Raw genomic sequence first — 15,868 nt, 5'->3', positions numbered from 1 at the left:
TCACACTAAGTGATAATAAACATTTTGCTATCAAGGTTTAGGTAGTTTTGTTTTTCGAGTGGGGTCGAGATTATGGCTGAAAATCAGCAAGATACTATTGCTATGACTGCGGTTGACGCAGGCGCAATAGAAGGTAGCGGTGTACAGGTCGTTACTGCCGTTAGAATTAATGACATTATAGAAGGTGCAGGCATTGGTAATGCGCCGAGTGTTTCGCTCAGTGTAGATATCACTGACGCATTACTCCCAAGCATTGCAAGTGTGAGGGTTGTTTTTCGTGGTCCTGATGGTGATTTGATTATTCAGACGGCTAACTCGGATGACGGTGACGATCTGGAAAATTTTACGCTGGACCTACCACGGTTTGCGGTTAGCGGGCGATACGAAGTCTCCGAAGTGCTGGTAAGGTTTCTTGGCGATCCGATGACTACGGGATTCCCTGAAGAAGGTCTCACTTTGACGGAAGACGAAATTTCAAGCTTGGCAGAGACGCGTTTCGTTGATCTTGTTAATATTGATCAAGATATAACCCCTCCTGTTCTCAGCAACTTACTTTTGCCCACACGATCAATATTGGTAGATAACGATTTACCGGGTGCTATTGGTGGTGGCAATTCTGCTGAAATTACATTTCAGGCAGAGTTTTCGGATGAAGCGTCCGGCTTGAATTTGATTGAATTTGAATTTGATATTGGGCCCGGGTCGCCAGCAGTTATTGGCGCCGCTGTTGGTTTGTTTGGTGATTTATCAAACGGAGTTAGGCAACTTTCGACATTCAACACCGAAGCGCCGGCCGGGAATTATATTTTTGAATTGCTGCGCGTTTCAGATGATCAGAACAATACATTAATACTGACCGCAGATGATTTGGCAGGCCTTGGTTTTCAAAATTCAGTAAACATTGTCACACAAGCAGACATTCAGGACGCAAGCAGCCCAACTGTTTCAGCATTTGCGCTGGCAACAAACACGGTCATTATCAATCAGAACGCAGGCGAGCTTGGTGTAACATTAAATGCAACGGATGAAGGCTTTGACGCCACCGGTGTTCAAACAGTTACACTTGTTTTGATCAGTGATATGGGAAGCCGCTACCAGCTTGAGGCAGATGTGATTTTCGGAGAAGGCTCGGATGCTACTGCGACTTTTTCGTTCCCGCGAGACTTTCCTGCCGGTGACTACGTTATTCAACGTATTAGCGTGAATGATGGCGCTTTTAACCGTCAGGATATCATCCTTGAAAATACAAACCTTCAGGTAGTCAACGCTGAAGGCGGCGATATTGGTGACAACAACTTGCGCGCAAGCGATACAAATAGTGTGATTGTTGCGCGATCAGGTAATGACACAGTTATTGGTGGTGCTGGGTCGGATAATTTGTCGCTGGGTGACGGCAATGATGTTTCTTTCGCCGGTCAGTCTGACTTGGGCTCGGATACTGTTATAGGCGGTAGCGGAGATGATATTATAGGTGCCGGTGCAGGCGATGACCTTATTATTGGTGGCCGTTTTATTACTGTTGATGTCCAAACTCTGCTGTTTCGTGATCTTGAAGTGCGCCTTGATGGTTCTGATACTTTATTTGGCGGCGCTGGCGACGACACCATTTATGGCGGCAGCCCGCGGTTTGAAGGCAATGATACCAATCAGGCCTTTATCGCTGATTTTGGCTCAGTCGCGGCGGATGTAATATATAGCGGGCTTGGTAATGACAGTGTTCGCGGGTCATTCGGTGATGATGTTATAGGCGGCGGTGCAGGTGCAGATACAATTATTGGCGGTGCCGGCCATGACACCATTTTTGGCGGTATGGGCGGGGTAACCAGCGGCAATGACCTTCTTTCAGGTCAAGCTGGAAACGATCAGATATTTGCTGCTGATGGGAACGACCTCATTAGCGGTGGTGCTGACAATGATACTATTTTTGGCGGTAGCGGTTCTGATACTATAAACGGTGATGGCGGTCAGGATGATATCTACGGTGGTGCTGGCGATGACTTTCTGTCTGGTGGCGGGGGTGGCGACGTTTTCTTCTTCATTCCGAACAGTGGCGCAGATGAAATTATCGACTTTGACGTTTTGGACGATGCATTGTCGCTGTCTGAGTATAGTGAACGTTTTTCAAGCATTGGTGAAATAAGAAACAATGCTCGCGCAACAACTATTGATGGCCAAGTTGGCTTGTTAATAGATTTGGGTGAAGGCGACCAGATTTTCATTCATAACATAACAAGCGTATTGGCGGTTGAGATACAGTTTTAAACCTTGTTTTTTAGTGGCAGACTAACTGCTAAGGGGCAGCTTTGAACGTTTGAGAATTGTTCTGAGTGCAAAGCTTGAATGCACACGGGCAACGCCGGGTAAACGTGTTAATATGTGGTGAATGCGCTCATAATCAGGCGCGTCTCGCACCACAACACGAATGATGTAATCTACATCACCGCTCATTAGATAACACTCCATCACTTCCGGTACGTGGGTAACAGCTTCTTCAAACTGTGTTAATTGCTCTTCGCGTTGGCTCTCTAACGAGGCACGTACAAAAACAGTACCTGGCAAGCCGATGGCTGCTGCATCAAGGTGTGCAGCAAAGTGCGTGATAATACCCATTTCATCCAGATTCTTGACACGGCGCAAGCAGGCAGACTCTGACAAGCCAACATGCTCTGCAAGTTCAACATTTGTCAGTCGGCCATTTTCCTGCAATGCATTCAAGATTGCAGTATCTATTTTGTCAAAAAATTGCATCGCATTTAATTTCTTATTTTACCATAAATTTCGCATTATAATGCATATAACTTACATTATGCACATGTCTTTGCAAGGACATGACATATGCTTTGCAGTAAATTCTAGCCAGATTCGATAAGGCAATGCTGCTTGGGCACTGCCAAGTTAAGTTTCGTTAGAATTTTAAATGGAGCAGAACATGCTGGTGGGCATCCCTAAAGAGATTAAAAACCGTGAATACCGTGTTGGCTTAACACCTGCGTCCGTGCGCGAGTTGATTGCTAATGGTCATGAAGTAATAGTGGAAAATAACGCTGGTGCAGCGATCGGTTTCCCTAATGAGGCATATGAAACTGTTGGTGCTGTAGTATTGCATAGTGCTGCGGAAATATTTGCGCGCGCCGACATGATTGTGAAGGTTAAAGAACCTCAGCCTGTTGAGTGTGCCATGCTTCGTGAAGGCCAAATCCTATACACCTACTTGCATCTGGCACCAGACCCAGAGCAGACCAAAGGTTTGATTAATTCAGGCGCTATTGCAATTGCATATGAAACAGTGACGGACAACTTTGGCGGTCTGCCATTGCTTGCACCGATGTCAGAAGTGGCGGGGCGTATGTCAATTCAAGCAGGCGCGCATGCTCTGGAAATGAGCCAGGGTGGTCGCGGTATGTTGCTGGGCGGTGTGCCAGGCGTTTCTCCAGCTAAGGTAACAATCTTGGGCGGCGGCGTTGTTGGTACCAATGCAGCACGTATGGCTGTTGGTATGGGCGCGGATGTCACCATTCTTGATCGCTCTATTCGCCGTATGCAACAACTGGATGATATTTTCCAGGGCCGTGTGAAAACGATTTTCTCAACACGCGATGCGGTTGAAGAACATGCACTTGTTGCTGATCTGGTTGTTGGTGCAGTGCTCATTCCAGGTGCTGCTGCGCCCAAGCTAATCGACCGTGAGATGGTAACACGGATGCAACGTGGTTCTGTTTTGGTTGATGTTGCTATCGACCAAGGTGGTTGTTTTGAAACATCCAAAGCAACAACACATGAAGAACCAACATACATCATTGACGAAGTTGTGCATTACTGTGTTGCCAACATGCCAGGCGGTGTTGCTCGCACATCAACGCTTGCGCTTAACAATGCGACGCTTGGCCATGCTGTCGCGATTGCAAACAAAGGCTGGAAGCAGGCATTGCGCGACGATCGTCATTTACTTGCAGGCTTGAATGTGTCTGAAGGCAAGATCACATATGAAGCTGTTGCGCATGATCAAGGGCTTGATTATACGCCGGCTGAAGAGGTGATTGGCACAGCCTGATTTTTAGGTTAGGGAGATGTATGGAAAATCGACCTAACCTTCAAATATATGCTCTTGGCGGCACCATTGCGATGGTGCCAGCCGCCACGCCCGGTGTACATCCAACATTGACAGCAGATGACCTTCTTGCTGCTGCACCAGAACTCTCTGCTTTTGCACAAGTATCTGCAGAAACCCTGCTAAACAAGGGTAGTGCAAATATTAGTTTTGACGAAGTTGCTATGGTTTGTCGTAAAGTGGCGCAATCTGATTGCGATGGTTTCGTTGTAACGCAAGGCACTGATACGATGGAAGAAACGTCGTTTCTGGCCAGTTTACTTCACCAAGGCAAGCAGCCAATTGTGTTTACTGGCGCCATGCGTTCACCGACACAGCCTGGTGCTGACGGAAAGGCAAACCTCGTTGCCGCCGCACTAACAGCGGTTGCCGATAAAACGCCTTCAGTTGCTGTTGTAATGAATGATGAAGTTCATCATCCATTTTATGTGACCAAAGCGCATACTTCGAATGTTGCAGCTTTCCAGAGTGTTGTGCGTGGCCCTATTGGGCAGATTGCTGAAAATAATGTATTTTTGCATCCTTTCCAAAATCACCCCACCTTTGATACGCCGGATGGTTTTGCTCCAATTGCGCTTTTAACTGCGTTGTTAGATGATGATGGACGTATGTTCGATCATATACTGGATGCCGGATATAAAGGGTTGGTTATTGAAGGCTTTGGTGCAGGGCATGTATCTGAGCAGATTGCGGATAAACTTGCGGATATTGCTAAATCTATCCCTGTTATCCTGTCATCAAGAGTACGTGCAGGCGTTGTTTTTGAAAAAACCTATGGATACCGCGGAGCTGAGATGGACCTGTTAAGCCGGGGTCTTGTACCTGCAGGGCGATTAAGTGGTCGAAAAGCGCGCATCCTGCTTTCGCTGCTCGTTAGTTTATACGGCGAAGGCTGGCAACAAGAGTTCAGCAACGTTGTGAAACATGTGTGACTATTTTTTGAGATTTAAGATATAAGTGTTTGATTTAGTTGCCGAAAAATAGTCTTTTAAATTGACCTATAGTGCACTTTGATTCTGCATAAGCTTATCGAACAGAGCATCAAATTGTGCTTTTTCTTCGTCTGAAAAATTGGCAAGTAAGCGTTGTTCATGAGTAAGCGCAATCGGAATAATGTCTTGGTATATGGCTGCACCAGATTCGGATAGTGTCAAAACGGAGCGTCTGCGATCATCTTGCGAGAATTGACGTTCAATACGACCATCTTCCAGTAGCTTCTTAACCGCGCGCGAAACAGCCACTTTGTCCATTGCAGTTTTTTCGACAACTTGATTTGCTGATATGTTTGGTTCTTCACCCAGTGCTGCCATCACACGCCATTCAGGCAAGGTCAGACTAAAGCGTTCTTCGTAGCCATCTGCAATTGTACGGCTGATCTTGTTCGATAAAAGCGACAGGCGGTAAGGCAGAAAGTCTTTTAATAGCAAAGTCTTGTTAGTCACGGTGATAAACCTTTAATAGTAACTCTTGCAATTAGTTTCTTATGAAACTAATGTTAGGCTTCAATTGATCATCGAATCAATACGTTCATTTGTATACAGGATTATGGGAGCGTTGTGCCATGGCAGACCTATTTGAAAACCCGGTTGGCTTAGACGGATTTGAGTTCGTGGAGTTTTCGGCCCCTGAAAAGGGCTTGTTGGAGCCTGTGTTTGAGATGATGGGCTTTACACTTGTTGCCAAGCATCGATCCAAGAATGTTGAGTTGTGGCGGCAGGGTGATATTAACTTCATCACAAACTATGAAAAGAAAACACCTGCGGCCTATTTTGCTGAAGAACACGGGCCATGTGCGTGCGGTATGGCTTTTCGTGTTAAAGACGCAGCAAAAGCATATGATCATGTTGTATCAAAGGGTGCGCAACCTATTGAAGTGCCAACGGGGCCGATGGAATTACGGTTGCCTGCTATTAAGGGCATTGGCGGCGCTGCACTCTATCTGATTGACCGATACGAAGACGGCGGCAGCATTTATGATATAGATTTTGAGTGGCTCGACGGTGTTGACCGACACCCTGAGGGTTGTGGTTTTAATGTAATCGATCATCTGACGCACAATGTTTATCGTGGCCGCATGGATTACTGGGCTAATTTCTATGAAAAATTCTTTAACTTTCGCGAAATTCGCTATTTCGACATTAAAGGTGAGTACACCGGTCTTGTATCTCGCGCGATGACCGCCCCTGACGGGCTTATCCGGATTCCGCTTAACGAAGAATCTGGTGGTGGAAATGGTCAAATTGAAGAATATCTCATGCAGTATAACGGAGAGGGTATTCAACACATTGCCTTTTCATGTGATGATCTGCTTGGTTGTTGGGACAAATTGAAGGCACGGGGTGTGCCTTTCATGACGGCACCACCAGACACATACTATGCGATGCTGGACGAGCGTTTGCCGGGGCACGGAGAACCAGTGTCAGAGTTGAAAGAGCGCGGTATTTTACTTGATGGTTCAACCGAAGAGGGCGATCCGCGATTATTGTTGCAGATATTCTCTGACACACAGATTGGACCAATCTTTTTTGAGTTCATTCAGCGCAAGAAGGATGAAGGGTTTGGCGAGGGTAATTTCAAGGCGCTTTTCGAATCCATAGAGCGCGACCAAGTCGCCCGTGGTATTGTAGGCGGCAAAGGCACAGCGGCGGAATAAGCTGAAGAGGAGTAATTCCATGGATATCAAACGTATTCATCATGTGGCGTATCGCTGCCGTGACGCTAAGGAAACTGTGTCTTTCTATCAACAGCACCTAGACATGGATTTTCAACTAGCAATTGCTGAAGATGAAGTGCCGTCTACGGGTGAGCCGGATCCGTATATCCACATATTTATGGATGCGGGTGCTGGTAATGTTTTGGCATTTTTTGAACTGCCAAACCAGGCTGATATGGACCGCGATCAGAACACACCTGAATGGGTGCAACATATTGCGTTTGAAGTTGAGTCCGAAGATGCATTATTGGCTGCCAAGGCTCGTTTGGAAGATGCCGGTATTGATGTGCTCGGGCCAACAGATCACACGATATTCAAATCGATTTATTTCTTTGACCCTAACGGACATAGGCTTGAACTTGCGGCCAACACAGCTAAACCAGGTATGCATCAGGAATTAAAGCGTGTTGCGCCCGCGATGCTGGAAGAATGGTCGCGCACGAAAAAAGCGCCGAAGCATGCAGATTGGCTGCATGGTAATGGCGAATTTGTAGCGCCGAACGAAGATTAAATTGGAACTGACTAGTGTGGCTAAAGCGGCCAAATATAGAGAATGATCCAGACATATAGAATAATACAGAGGGCTTTATGAAACTTGCATCGCTTAAACATGGACGTGACGGAAAACTTGTTGTTGTCTCAAAAGACCTTGGCCGCATGGTTGATGCTTCAAATATTGCAAGTACTTTGCAAGCAGCAATCGACAATTGGGCAAGCACTGCACCACAGTTGGACGCTTTGTACCAGCAATTAAACAATGATCAGATTGAAGGTGAGGTATTTAACGAGGCGCTATGTGCTTCGCCCTTGCCCCGTGCTTACCAGTGGGCAGACGGGTCTGCCTATGTGAACCATGTGGAGCTTGTGCGCAAAGCACGTGGTGCAGAGATGCCGACAAGTTTTTGGACAGACCCATTAATGTATCAGGGTGGTTCCGATACTTTCCTTGATCCGCGTGGTAACATTGTGATGCCGCAAACAGAGGGGTGGGGTGTTGATTTTGAGGCAGAAGTCGCTGTTATTACAGATGATGTGCCGATGGGCGTATCAAGCACAGATGCTGGAAATCACATCAAATTGCTCATGCTCGTAAATGATGTTTCATTGCGTGGTCTTATTCCGGGTGAACTGGGTAAAGGGTTTGGGTTTTTTCAAGCGAAACCTTCGAGTGCATTTAGTCCCGTTTGTGTAACGCCTGATGAACTCGGTGACGCCTGGGTCGATAATAAACTTCACCTGCCTTTGTTATCGCATTTTAATGGCACATTGTTTGGCAAGCCTGATGCTGGCATCGATATGACCTTTGATTTTGCTGATTTGATTTCGCATGCAGCAAAAACGAGACCACTTGGGGCAGGGGTAATCATCGGGTCTGGTACAGTTTCGAACAAACTGGATGACGGTCCGGGCAAGCCAGTTGCAGAAGGCGGTGTTGGGTATAGCTGTATTGCCGAAATCCGCATGATTGAAACAATTGAATCTGGTGCGCCGGCTACTCCTTTTATGGATTTTGGTGATAAAATTCGTATTGAGATGAATGACAAAAACGGTCAATCTATTTTTGGCGCTATTGATCAAACACTAACCAAAAACTAGGTTTTTCAGTGATACTATATGATTATTTCCGATCTTCAGCTGCATACCGTGTGCGCATTGCGCTTGCGCTAAAAGGGCTGGAAGCAAAGTCAGTTCCAGTAAACTTGAAGCCTACGATCAATGAACATAAGGGTGACGCGTTTCTGGCGATAAACCCGCAAGGGCGGTTGCCGTATTTTGTTGATGATACTGTTGCAATTGGTCAGTCGCCTGCAATTCTTGAGTATCTTGAGGAAGCGTATCCAGACGTGCCGTTGTTGCCGCAAAATATTGCCGACCGTGCAGTTGTTCGACAGCTTGCCAACATCATTGCATGTGACGTTCACCCACTTAATAACGTATCTGTGTTATCGAAGTTAAAACAAGAATTTGGTGCCGATGAAGTAGCTGTGAATGATTGGTATGCAGATTGGATTTGTAAAGGATTCCAAGCATTTGAATCTATAACTTCAAGTGTTTCTGGGAGTTATTGTTTCGGCGATAAGCCCACCCATGCCGATATTTACCTTGTCCCACAGCTCTATAACGCCCGGCGCTTCAATGTACCACTTGACGCCTTTCCTTCTATCGTGCGAATTGATGCCAATTGTAATAAGTTGGCAGCGTTCCAAAAAGCATTGCCAGAGAATCAACCGGATGCGGCTGTTTAAGCAGATCGCATATCCAAGCGTTCTGGAAGCTGAAAATGGAAATTGTTACGCGCCTTGGTCGCACAGTGAATGTCAACGATGATTACACAATTGATCAGGACTGGGGAAAGTTTACTGCTGAAGAGCATGACCGGTGGGATCGTTTGTTTGCACGCCAGGGTCAGTTTCTAAAAGGACTGGCTTGTAACGAGTTTCTCGAAGGGCTTGAAGTTTTGGAACTTTCAGGTGGCGGTATTCCAAACTTTGATCATTTGTCAAATTTGCTTGAAAAAAGAACAGGCTGGCGTGTGGTTGCGGTGCCTGACTTGGTGCCAGATGATGTTTTCTTCGAACATCTTGCCAATAAGCGTTTCCCTGCGGGTAACTTTATTAGAAGTGAAGCCCAGTTAGATTATTTGCAGGAGCCGGATGTTTTTCATGATGTTTACGGACATGTACCGTTGCTGGCTAATCCTGTTTTTGCTGAATATATGGAAGCGTATGGTAAAGGTGGTTTGCACGCGCTGGGCCGCGGCGTATTGCCAAACCTTGCGCGGTTATATTGGTATACAGTTGAGTTTGGTTTGATTAATACGCCAGACGGTATGCGCATATACGGTGCTGGTGTACTGAGCTCAAAATCAGAGAGTTATTTTTCCATTCATGATACCAGCCCAAACCGTATTGGTTTTGGTGTAGAGCGAACCATGAAGACCGAATATCATATTGATGATTATCAGAAGACATACATGGTTATTGATAGTTTTGAGTCCTTGCTGGAGCAAACATACGAAGACTTTGGCCCCATATATGATCGCTTGGAAAACGACGCCACAATATACCGAGTTGATGCTGTTTTAAAGTCAGACAAAGTGTTTCATCACGGTACGCAAGCCTATGCAAAAGCCGGCGTTCATCATGCGCGCCCTGTCCGGTAAATAAGTCTTTAGTCCTTTAGCTGTATCTGGCAGCCGACCAGTGATCCAACTAATAGACTCGTGCGCGCATGTGATAGAGTGGCAATATATTGCCGTAATTTTCAGAAACCTTATTGCGACAGTGTATTCTATCACGAAAGTTTTTTGCCGCTTTGAGTTCTTAAATTTCTAATTCGCGCGCAAAAGTAAGATTACGTTGATTTTAACCTGCAAAATACGTCATTAATGCTGACGTATTTTGGGGTACCATATAGTGAGGGACTGAAGAATCATGTCTGAATACAAGCCGCTCAAGTTTAATGTTCCTGAACCTACCGGCCGCCCGGGCGACCAGCCTGATTTCACCTATGTTCAAATCCCTGAGGCAGGATCAGTTCGCCGTCCTGAGATTGACGTACCTGCAACGGACATCAAAGACCTGGCGACAACAATGATCCGGGTTATGAACACCGCTGGTGATGCAGTTGGGCCTTGGGCAGAAGATATTCCTGATGAGGCATTGCTGAACGGCCTTAAGGCTATGCTGCGCACGCGGGCCTTTGATGAGCGTATGATGACCTTGCAGCGGCAGGGCAAAACGTCTTTTTACATGAAGTGTACGGGTGAAGAAGCGATAGCGATTGGTCACAAGGCTGCGTTGATGAAAGGCGATATGAACTTTCCGACCTATCGCCAGCAAGGGCTGCTGCTTTCAACGGACTACCCTATAGTTGATATGATCTGTCAAATTCTCTCCAATGAGAAAGACCCTCTTAAAGGGCGTCAGCTTCCAATTCTTTATAGTGCGCGTTCACATGATTATTTCACTGTTTCTGGTAATCTTGGTACTCAGTTCATTCACGCAGTTGGCTGGGCAATGGCATCGGCGATCAAAGGTGACACGAAGATATCATCAGCATGGATTGGTGATGGCTCGACGGCTGAGAATGATTTCCACTCTGCACTTGTAAATGCGTCTGTTTACAAACCGCCTGTTATTTTCAATATCGTGAATAATCAGTGGGCAATTTCAAGCTTCCGCGGTATTGCGGGCGGCGATAAAGCTACCTTTGCCGAGCGTGCTCATGGCTACGACATTCCTTCACTGCGCGTTGATGGCAATGATTTCCTTGCAGTGTTTGCAGCTTCTCGCTGGGCAGCAGAACGGGCACGCCGCGGTTTCGGTCCAACGCTTATTGAGTGGGTCACGTACCGCGTTGCACCGCACTCAACATCGGATGACCCGTCCAAGTATCGACCCAAGGAAGAGTCTGATGCTTGGCCACTCGGTGATCCGGTGTTGCGTTTGAAAAACCATCTTATTGCGCGGGAGCTCTGGAGTGATGAGCGCCATAAGCAGGCTGAAAGCGAATACGATGAAGAAATTCGTGTCGCAACCAAAGAGGCGGAATCCTACGGCGTGATGGGTGCAGGCTCCAGCCCTAAAGACATGTTTGAAGCCGTGTTTGAAGATTTGCCACCGCATTTGCGTGAACAACGCCAGAAGATGGGAGTATAACCATGCCGCAAATGTCTATGATTGAAGCCATCCGCGATGCAATGGATGTTAAAATGGCCGCAGACGAGAACGTTGTTGTTTTCGGTGAAGATGTTGGTTATTTCGGCGGTGTTTTCCGGTGTACGCACGGCCTTCAGCAAAAATATGGTACAAACCGTGTGTTTGATACCCCTATTAATGAAAGCGGAATAGTTGGTTCGGCGATCGGTATGGCGGCATACGGCTTGCGCCCTTGTGTTGAAATACAATTCGCGGATTATATTTACCCTGCTTATGATCAGATCGTTTCAGAGGCTGCGCGCTTGCGCTACCGTTCAGGTGAACAGTTTACTGCACCGATAACGATACGTACGCCAGTTGGTGGCGGCATCTTTGGCGGGCAAACGCATAGCCAGAGCCCGGAATCGCTATTTACACACATCGCAGGCGTTAAGTCGGTTATTCCCTCTAATCCATACGATGCAAAGGGTTTGCTCATTGCTGCGATTGAAGATCCTGATCCTGTAATCGTCTTTGAGCCAAAGCGCTTGTATAATGGCCCTTTTGATGGTCATCATGACCGGCCAGCGAGCAACTGGTCCAAGCACCCACTTGGTGACGTTCCTGAAGGGCATTACACAGTTGAAATCGGTAAAGCGACGACTTTCCGTGAAGGTGAAGATGTTACTATCCTGACTTACGGCACGATGGTTTATGTCGCTGAAGCTGCCGTAAATGAAACAGGTATTAATGCAGAAATTATTGATCTGCGTTCGCTTTTGCCGCTGGATGTAGATGCAATCGTTAAATCAGTTGAGAAAACTGGCCGCTGTATGGTGTTACATGAGGCCACACAAACTTCGGGGTTTGGCGCTGAGCTTGCCGCGCAGGTACAAGAACGTTGCTTCTATCATCTGGAATCACCGGTTGTTAGGGTCGCTGGATACGATACGCCGTATCCACATGCACAGGAATGGGACTATTTCCCGGGACCAGCAAGGGTAGGCCGAGAACTTAAAGCTATGATGGAGACGGTATAATGGGACTGCATAAAATCCAGATGCCGGATGTTGGTGAAGGTATAACCGAAGCTGAGATCGTAGAATGGAATGTCAAAGTTGGTGATGTCATCAAAGAAGATGACGTACTTGCTGCCGTTATGACTGATAAAGCAACTGTCGAAATACCAAGCCCTGTTGATGGTACAGTTGCTGATATTTCTGGTGAAGTAGGTGACATGACGGCTGTTGGTGCAGTTATCATAACACTGGAAGTGGAAGGCGAGGGTAACGCCGCTAGCATATCTGCGGAGGCTTCTGCACCGAAGGCTGTGGAAGAAAAGCCTGCTTCTAAACCTGCGTCAGAACCAAAGGCAGAGCCTGCACCGAAGAAAGTTGCAGAGGTCAAGAGGCCAACTGTTACAAAAACGAGTGCAGCGTCCGGTGCGCTGCGTGCAGAAGGGGAGAAGCCACTTGCATCACCTGCTGTGCGTAAGCGAGCTGCAGACGCAGGTGTTAAATTACAGTATGTACACGGTACAGGTCCGGCAGGGCGTATTAGTCATGACGACCTTGACGCATACATCTCTGGTGCGTCTGCGCCTGTGGGCGGCGCGTCCAAAGTTGCAGACACGTCTGTCGAAGAAATTAAGGTCATTGGCCTGCGCCGCAAGATTGCTGAGCGCATGCAGGACGCCAAGCAACGCATTCCTCACATTACATATGTTGACGAAGTTGATGTTACTGCAGTGGAAGATTTGCGCGCACACATGAATGCCACTGCAAAGGAAGGCCAGCCAAAGCTTACAATATTGCCATTCATTATGCGCGCTATGGTTATTGCCATCAAAGATTATCCCAAACTGAATAGTCACTATGATGACGGTAACGACACACTGTATCAATACGGTGGTGTTCATATTGGTATGGCCGCGCAAACGCCGGGCGGTTTGATGGTGCCAGTGATCAGGCATGCTGAAACTATGAGTGTTCACGGTATGGCCGACGAAGCAAAGCGCCTTGCAAATGCTGCACGCGATGGTTCCATTACGCGTGATGAATTAACCGGCTCTACCATAACCCTGTCCAGCCTTGGCAAGATGGGTGGTATTGTTTCTACGCCTGTTATGAACAGCCCTGAGGTTGCTATTGTCGGCGTAAACAAAGTTGAGATGCGCCCAGTTTGGCGTGATGGTGGGTTTGTTCCGCGCAAGATCATGAACCTGTCTTCCTCGTTCGATCATCGTATTGTCGATGGTTGGGATGCTGCTGAGTTTATTCAACGTATTCGGGGCCTTCTGGAAAACCCTGCAACTCTGTTTATGGAGGCTTAGATGAGCAAACTTAAATGTAAGCTTCTGGTACTTGGTGCAGGCCCGGGCGGTTATGTTGCTGCTATCCGTGCGGGTCAGCTGGGCATTGATACGATCATTGTTGATGGTCAAGCGCCGGGTGGTACATGTTTGAACGTTGGCTGTATCCCGTCAAAGGCACTTATTCATGCCGCGGAAGAGTTTGAGAAAGCCGTTCATTTCACAGGTGATAATGTACTGGGCATCTCAGCCAGCACACCAAGCCTTGATCTGTCAAAAACCATTGCCTGGAAAGATGGCATTGTTGGACGTTTGAACAGTGGTGTTACGGGCTTACTGAAAAAAAACAAAGTAAAACTTGTTGTTGGCTGGGGCCGTATGGAAGACGGGAAAACCTGTATTGTCGAAACGGATGATGGTCCGGTTACAATACAAGCAGAAAACGTAATTCTTGCCACGGGTAGTGTACCTGTTGAAATCCCGAGTTTACCATACGGTGGGAACATAATTTCAAGTACAGAAGCACTGTCCCTTGATAAAGTGCCAGAAAAACTTGTGGTAATTGGCGGTGGGTATATCGGCCTTGAGCTCGGTACGGCCTATGCCAAAATGGGCTCAAAGGTTACTGTTGTTGAAGCAATGGATAGCATTCTTTCGCAGTATGATACTGAACTTACGAAACCCGTTGCTGCATCACTGAAACAGCTTGGCATTGATGTTCTTCTCGGGACGAAAGCAAAAGGTGTTACCGATAAAGGTGATGCTCTGATTGTGGAAAACCCCGATGGTGAAGAACAGCAGTTGGCTGCTAGCAAAATACTGGTGACAGTAGGTCGTCGGGCTAAAACTGAAGACTTTGGTTTGGAAGGCCTTGATTTAACAATGAATGGTCGTGTCGTTGCTATCAACGATAAGTGCGAAACATCAATGCGTGGTGTTTATGCAATTGGTGACCTAACCGGTGAGCCAATGCTCGCGCACCGTGCGATGGCGCAAGGTGAAATGGTTGCCGAGATTGTTTCCGGTATGAACCGTACATTTGATAAAGTTTCAATTCCGGCAGTTTGCTTTACTGACTCGGAAATTGTCACGGCTGGTTTGTCGCCAGATGAAGCAAAGGCTGCTGGATATGAAACTAAAATAGGCTTGTTCCCGTTTGCAGCTAATGGCCGCGCAATGACAATGGAAGCCGAGAGTGGTTTTGTGCGTGTTGTTGCTCGTGCTGATAATGATTTGGTGCTTGGTATACAGGCTGTTGGCAAAGGCGTTGCTGAATTGTCTGCCGCGTTTTCATTGGCGCTTGAGATGGGCGCGTGCTTGCAGGATATTGCAGGTACTATTCACGCTCATCCAACACAAAGCGAAGGCTTCCAGGAAGCAGCGCTGAAAGCACTTGGTCACGCACTGCATATTTAAGCGTAATTGATGAGGCAACTCCGTTCGGTTTTAGGGGTGCCATATACATTCGCTCGCTTATTGTTCACTATGTCAAATAAGGATAAGATAGCGCACGGTGCAATATACCAATTAGTTGAAGACAGGCTGTCTGATGAAAAAAATATTTCTAGCTGTTTTATTGACGTTGACGTTTTCATCGCCGAATTTTGCAGATGATCTTACTGACCTCACTACTGTATCTGATGCTTGGTGGGGACTTTGGCTTCCTCCGAAAACTGCTGACCTTGATCTTGCTGCAGAAATAGAAGGCGGCGCGGTTGGTTTTGGTTATTTTGGTGAAGAGCCACGTTCTATTGACGATATTCAAGCCTGGAAAGGTAGAATGCGAGCTTGGCTGGATACATTGGAAGCTCTTGAATACAAGCATATTGACCGGGAGTTCGAGGTTCATGGCAACATGGGACTGGAATGGGGTCATTACCATGAACGCCAAGTAAAGATAGGTGGCGAGGTTCGCCGCGACCATAAGGGTCGTTATACGATTACTTGGTTGAAAAATTCTGAAGGACGTTGGCGAATGGCTGCTTACCACCGTTCGGCATTACCTGAGTAATAGCAGATACACTTCCGTGAGTGTCGGCATTTGAAACTTTCCTCTTAACGGGAAGCTTTTGGCGGTTTTAGGATGCCGAAAATGT

General features: G+C 47.0%; 15 protein-coding genes. 13 read left to right on the top strand and 2 right to left on the bottom strand.

What is annotated here, in order from left to right; genetic code table 11:
• Positions 1-72 precede the first annotated feature (72 nt).
• Positions 73-2,262 (top strand): calcium-binding protein, encoded by a 2,190-nt coding sequence (locus OEU88_RS12020; RefSeq protein WP_262695418.1) that lies wholly within the window; start codon positions 73-75, stop codon positions 2,260-2,262.
• A gap of 21 nt (positions 2,263-2,283) precedes the next feature.
• Here the strand turns inward: OEU88_RS12020 and OEU88_RS12015 are convergent, their stop codons facing one another.
• Positions 2,284-2,748 carry an Lrp/AsnC family transcriptional regulator gene (locus tag OEU88_RS12015; RefSeq protein ID WP_262695417.1) on the bottom strand — a complete coding sequence of 155 codons (465 nt, stop codon included), beginning with the start codon at positions 2,746-2,748 and terminating at the stop codon, positions 2,284-2,286.
• A gap of 181 nt (positions 2,749-2,929) precedes the next feature.
• Here OEU88_RS12015 and ald point away from each other — a divergent pair, with 181 nt between their 5' ends.
• Positions 2,930-4,051, top strand: a complete 1,122-nt coding sequence (gene ald / locus OEU88_RS12010) for an alanine dehydrogenase (RefSeq protein ID WP_262695416.1) — start codon at positions 2,930-2,932, stop codon at positions 4,049-4,051.
• 20 nt (positions 4,052-4,071) lie between these two features.
• A complete protein-coding gene (locus OEU88_RS12005; RefSeq protein ID WP_262695415.1) occupies positions 4,072-5,040 on the top strand; it encodes an asparaginase in 969 nt (322 codons plus the stop codon).
• A gap of 66 nt (positions 5,041-5,106) precedes the next feature.
• On the opposite strand, the gene OEU88_RS12000 is transcribed toward OEU88_RS12005, so the two are convergent.
• Positions 5,107-5,550: a MarR family winged helix-turn-helix transcriptional regulator gene (locus OEU88_RS12000; RefSeq protein WP_262695414.1), complete on the bottom strand. Its 444-nt coding sequence runs from the start codon at positions 5,548-5,550 to the stop codon at positions 5,107-5,109.
• A gap of 119 nt (positions 5,551-5,669) precedes the next feature.
• Here OEU88_RS12000 and hppD point away from each other — a divergent pair, with 119 nt between their 5' ends.
• The 10 genes from hppD (at position 5,670) to OEU88_RS11950 (ending at position 15,783) form a co-directional block, all read left to right on the top strand.
• Positions 5,670-6,761 carry a 4-hydroxyphenylpyruvate dioxygenase gene (gene hppD / locus OEU88_RS11995; protein WP_262695413.1) on the top strand — a complete coding sequence of 364 codons (1,092 nt, stop codon included), beginning with the start codon at positions 5,670-5,672 and terminating at the stop codon, positions 6,759-6,761.
• A 19-nt stretch (positions 6,762-6,780) separates the two neighbouring features.
• Positions 6,781-7,332 carry a VOC family protein gene (locus OEU88_RS11990; RefSeq protein WP_262695412.1) on the top strand — a complete coding sequence of 184 codons (552 nt, stop codon included), beginning with the start codon at positions 6,781-6,783 and terminating at the stop codon, positions 7,330-7,332.
• Positions 7,333-7,409: 77 nt separating this feature from the next.
• A complete protein-coding gene (locus OEU88_RS11985; protein WP_262695411.1) occupies positions 7,410-8,417 on the top strand; it encodes a fumarylacetoacetate hydrolase family protein in 1,008 nt (335 codons plus the stop codon).
• Between the two features lie 8 nt (positions 8,418-8,425).
• Positions 8,426-9,067 carry a maleylacetoacetate isomerase gene (gene maiA / locus OEU88_RS11980; RefSeq protein ID WP_262695410.1) on the top strand — a complete coding sequence of 214 codons (642 nt, stop codon included), beginning with the start codon at positions 8,426-8,428 and terminating at the stop codon, positions 9,065-9,067.
• Between the two features lie 35 nt (positions 9,068-9,102).
• On the top strand, positions 9,103-9,984 hold the full coding sequence (gene phhA, locus OEU88_RS11975) for a phenylalanine 4-monooxygenase (RefSeq protein ID WP_262695409.1): 882 nt from the start codon (positions 9,103-9,105) through the stop codon (positions 9,982-9,984).
• A gap of 271 nt (positions 9,985-10,255) precedes the next feature.
• Entirely contained in the window at positions 10,256-11,482 is a 1,227-nt protein-coding gene (locus OEU88_RS11970) for a 3-methyl-2-oxobutanoate dehydrogenase (2-methylpropanoyl-transferring) subunit alpha (protein WP_262695408.1), read from the top strand.
• Between the two features lie 2 nt (positions 11,483-11,484).
• Positions 11,485-12,501 (top strand): alpha-ketoacid dehydrogenase subunit beta, encoded by a 1,017-nt coding sequence (locus OEU88_RS11965; protein ID WP_262695407.1) that lies wholly within the window; start codon positions 11,485-11,487, stop codon positions 12,499-12,501.
• On the top strand, positions 12,501-13,793 hold the full coding sequence (locus OEU88_RS11960) for a dihydrolipoamide acetyltransferase family protein (RefSeq protein ID WP_262695406.1): 1,293 nt from the start codon (positions 12,501-12,503) through the stop codon (positions 13,791-13,793). The genes OEU88_RS11965 and OEU88_RS11960 overlap by 1 nt, the downstream gene beginning before the upstream one ends.
• Positions 13,794-15,188 carry a dihydrolipoyl dehydrogenase gene (gene lpdA / locus OEU88_RS11955; protein ID WP_262695405.1) on the top strand — a complete coding sequence of 465 codons (1,395 nt, stop codon included), beginning with the start codon at positions 13,794-13,796 and terminating at the stop codon, positions 15,186-15,188.
• A gap of 133 nt (positions 15,189-15,321) precedes the next feature.
• Positions 15,322-15,783, top strand: a complete 462-nt coding sequence (locus tag OEU88_RS11950) for a YybH family protein (RefSeq protein WP_262695404.1) — start codon at positions 15,322-15,324, stop codon at positions 15,781-15,783.
• The last annotated feature ends 85 nt before the right edge of the window (positions 15,784-15,868 follow it).

Origin of the sequence: Kordiimonas aquimaris (genome assembly GCF_025574485.1) — a bacterium.
GTDB classification, from domain to species: domain Bacteria; phylum Pseudomonadota; class Alphaproteobacteria; order Sphingomonadales; family Kordiimonadaceae; genus Kordiimonas; species Kordiimonas aquimaris.
The sequence above is the reverse complement of the archived record's forward strand: the minus strand, read 5'-3'. Positions and strand labels throughout refer to the sequence as shown.

Bases quoted from the DNA above. Each gene is read 5' to 3' on its own strand.
- OEU88_RS12020 (WP_262695418.1), top strand. From the start codon at position 73: ATGGCTGAAAATCAGCAAGATACTATTGCTATGACTGCGGTTGACGCA.
- OEU88_RS12015 (WP_262695417.1), bottom strand. From the start codon at position 2,748: ATGCAATTTTTTGACAAAATAGATACTGCAATCTTGAATGCATTGCAG.
- ald (WP_262695416.1), top strand. From the start codon at position 2,930: ATGCTGGTGGGCATCCCTAAAGAGATTAAAAACCGTGAATACCGTGTT.
- OEU88_RS12005 (WP_262695415.1), top strand. From the start codon at position 4,072: ATGGAAAATCGACCTAACCTTCAAATATATGCTCTTGGCGGCACCATT.
- hppD (WP_262695413.1), top strand. From the start codon at position 5,670: ATGGCAGACCTATTTGAAAACCCGGTTGGCTTAGACGGATTTGAGTTC.
- OEU88_RS11990 (WP_262695412.1), top strand. From the start codon at position 6,781: ATGGATATCAAACGTATTCATCATGTGGCGTATCGCTGCCGTGACGCT.
- OEU88_RS11985 (WP_262695411.1), top strand. From the start codon at position 7,410: ATGAAACTTGCATCGCTTAAACATGGACGTGACGGAAAACTTGTTGTT.
- phhA (WP_262695409.1), top strand. From the start codon at position 9,103: ATGGAAATTGTTACGCGCCTTGGTCGCACAGTGAATGTCAACGATGAT.
- OEU88_RS11970 (WP_262695408.1), top strand. From the start codon at position 10,256: ATGTCTGAATACAAGCCGCTCAAGTTTAATGTTCCTGAACCTACCGGC.
- OEU88_RS11965 (WP_262695407.1), top strand. From the start codon at position 11,485: ATGCCGCAAATGTCTATGATTGAAGCCATCCGCGATGCAATGGATGTT.
- OEU88_RS11960 (WP_262695406.1), top strand. From the start codon at position 12,501: ATGGGACTGCATAAAATCCAGATGCCGGATGTTGGTGAAGGTATAACC.
- lpdA (WP_262695405.1), top strand. From the start codon at position 13,794: ATGAGCAAACTTAAATGTAAGCTTCTGGTACTTGGTGCAGGCCCGGGC.
- OEU88_RS11950 (WP_262695404.1), top strand. From the start codon at position 15,322: ATGAAAAAAATATTTCTAGCTGTTTTATTGACGTTGACGTTTTCATCG.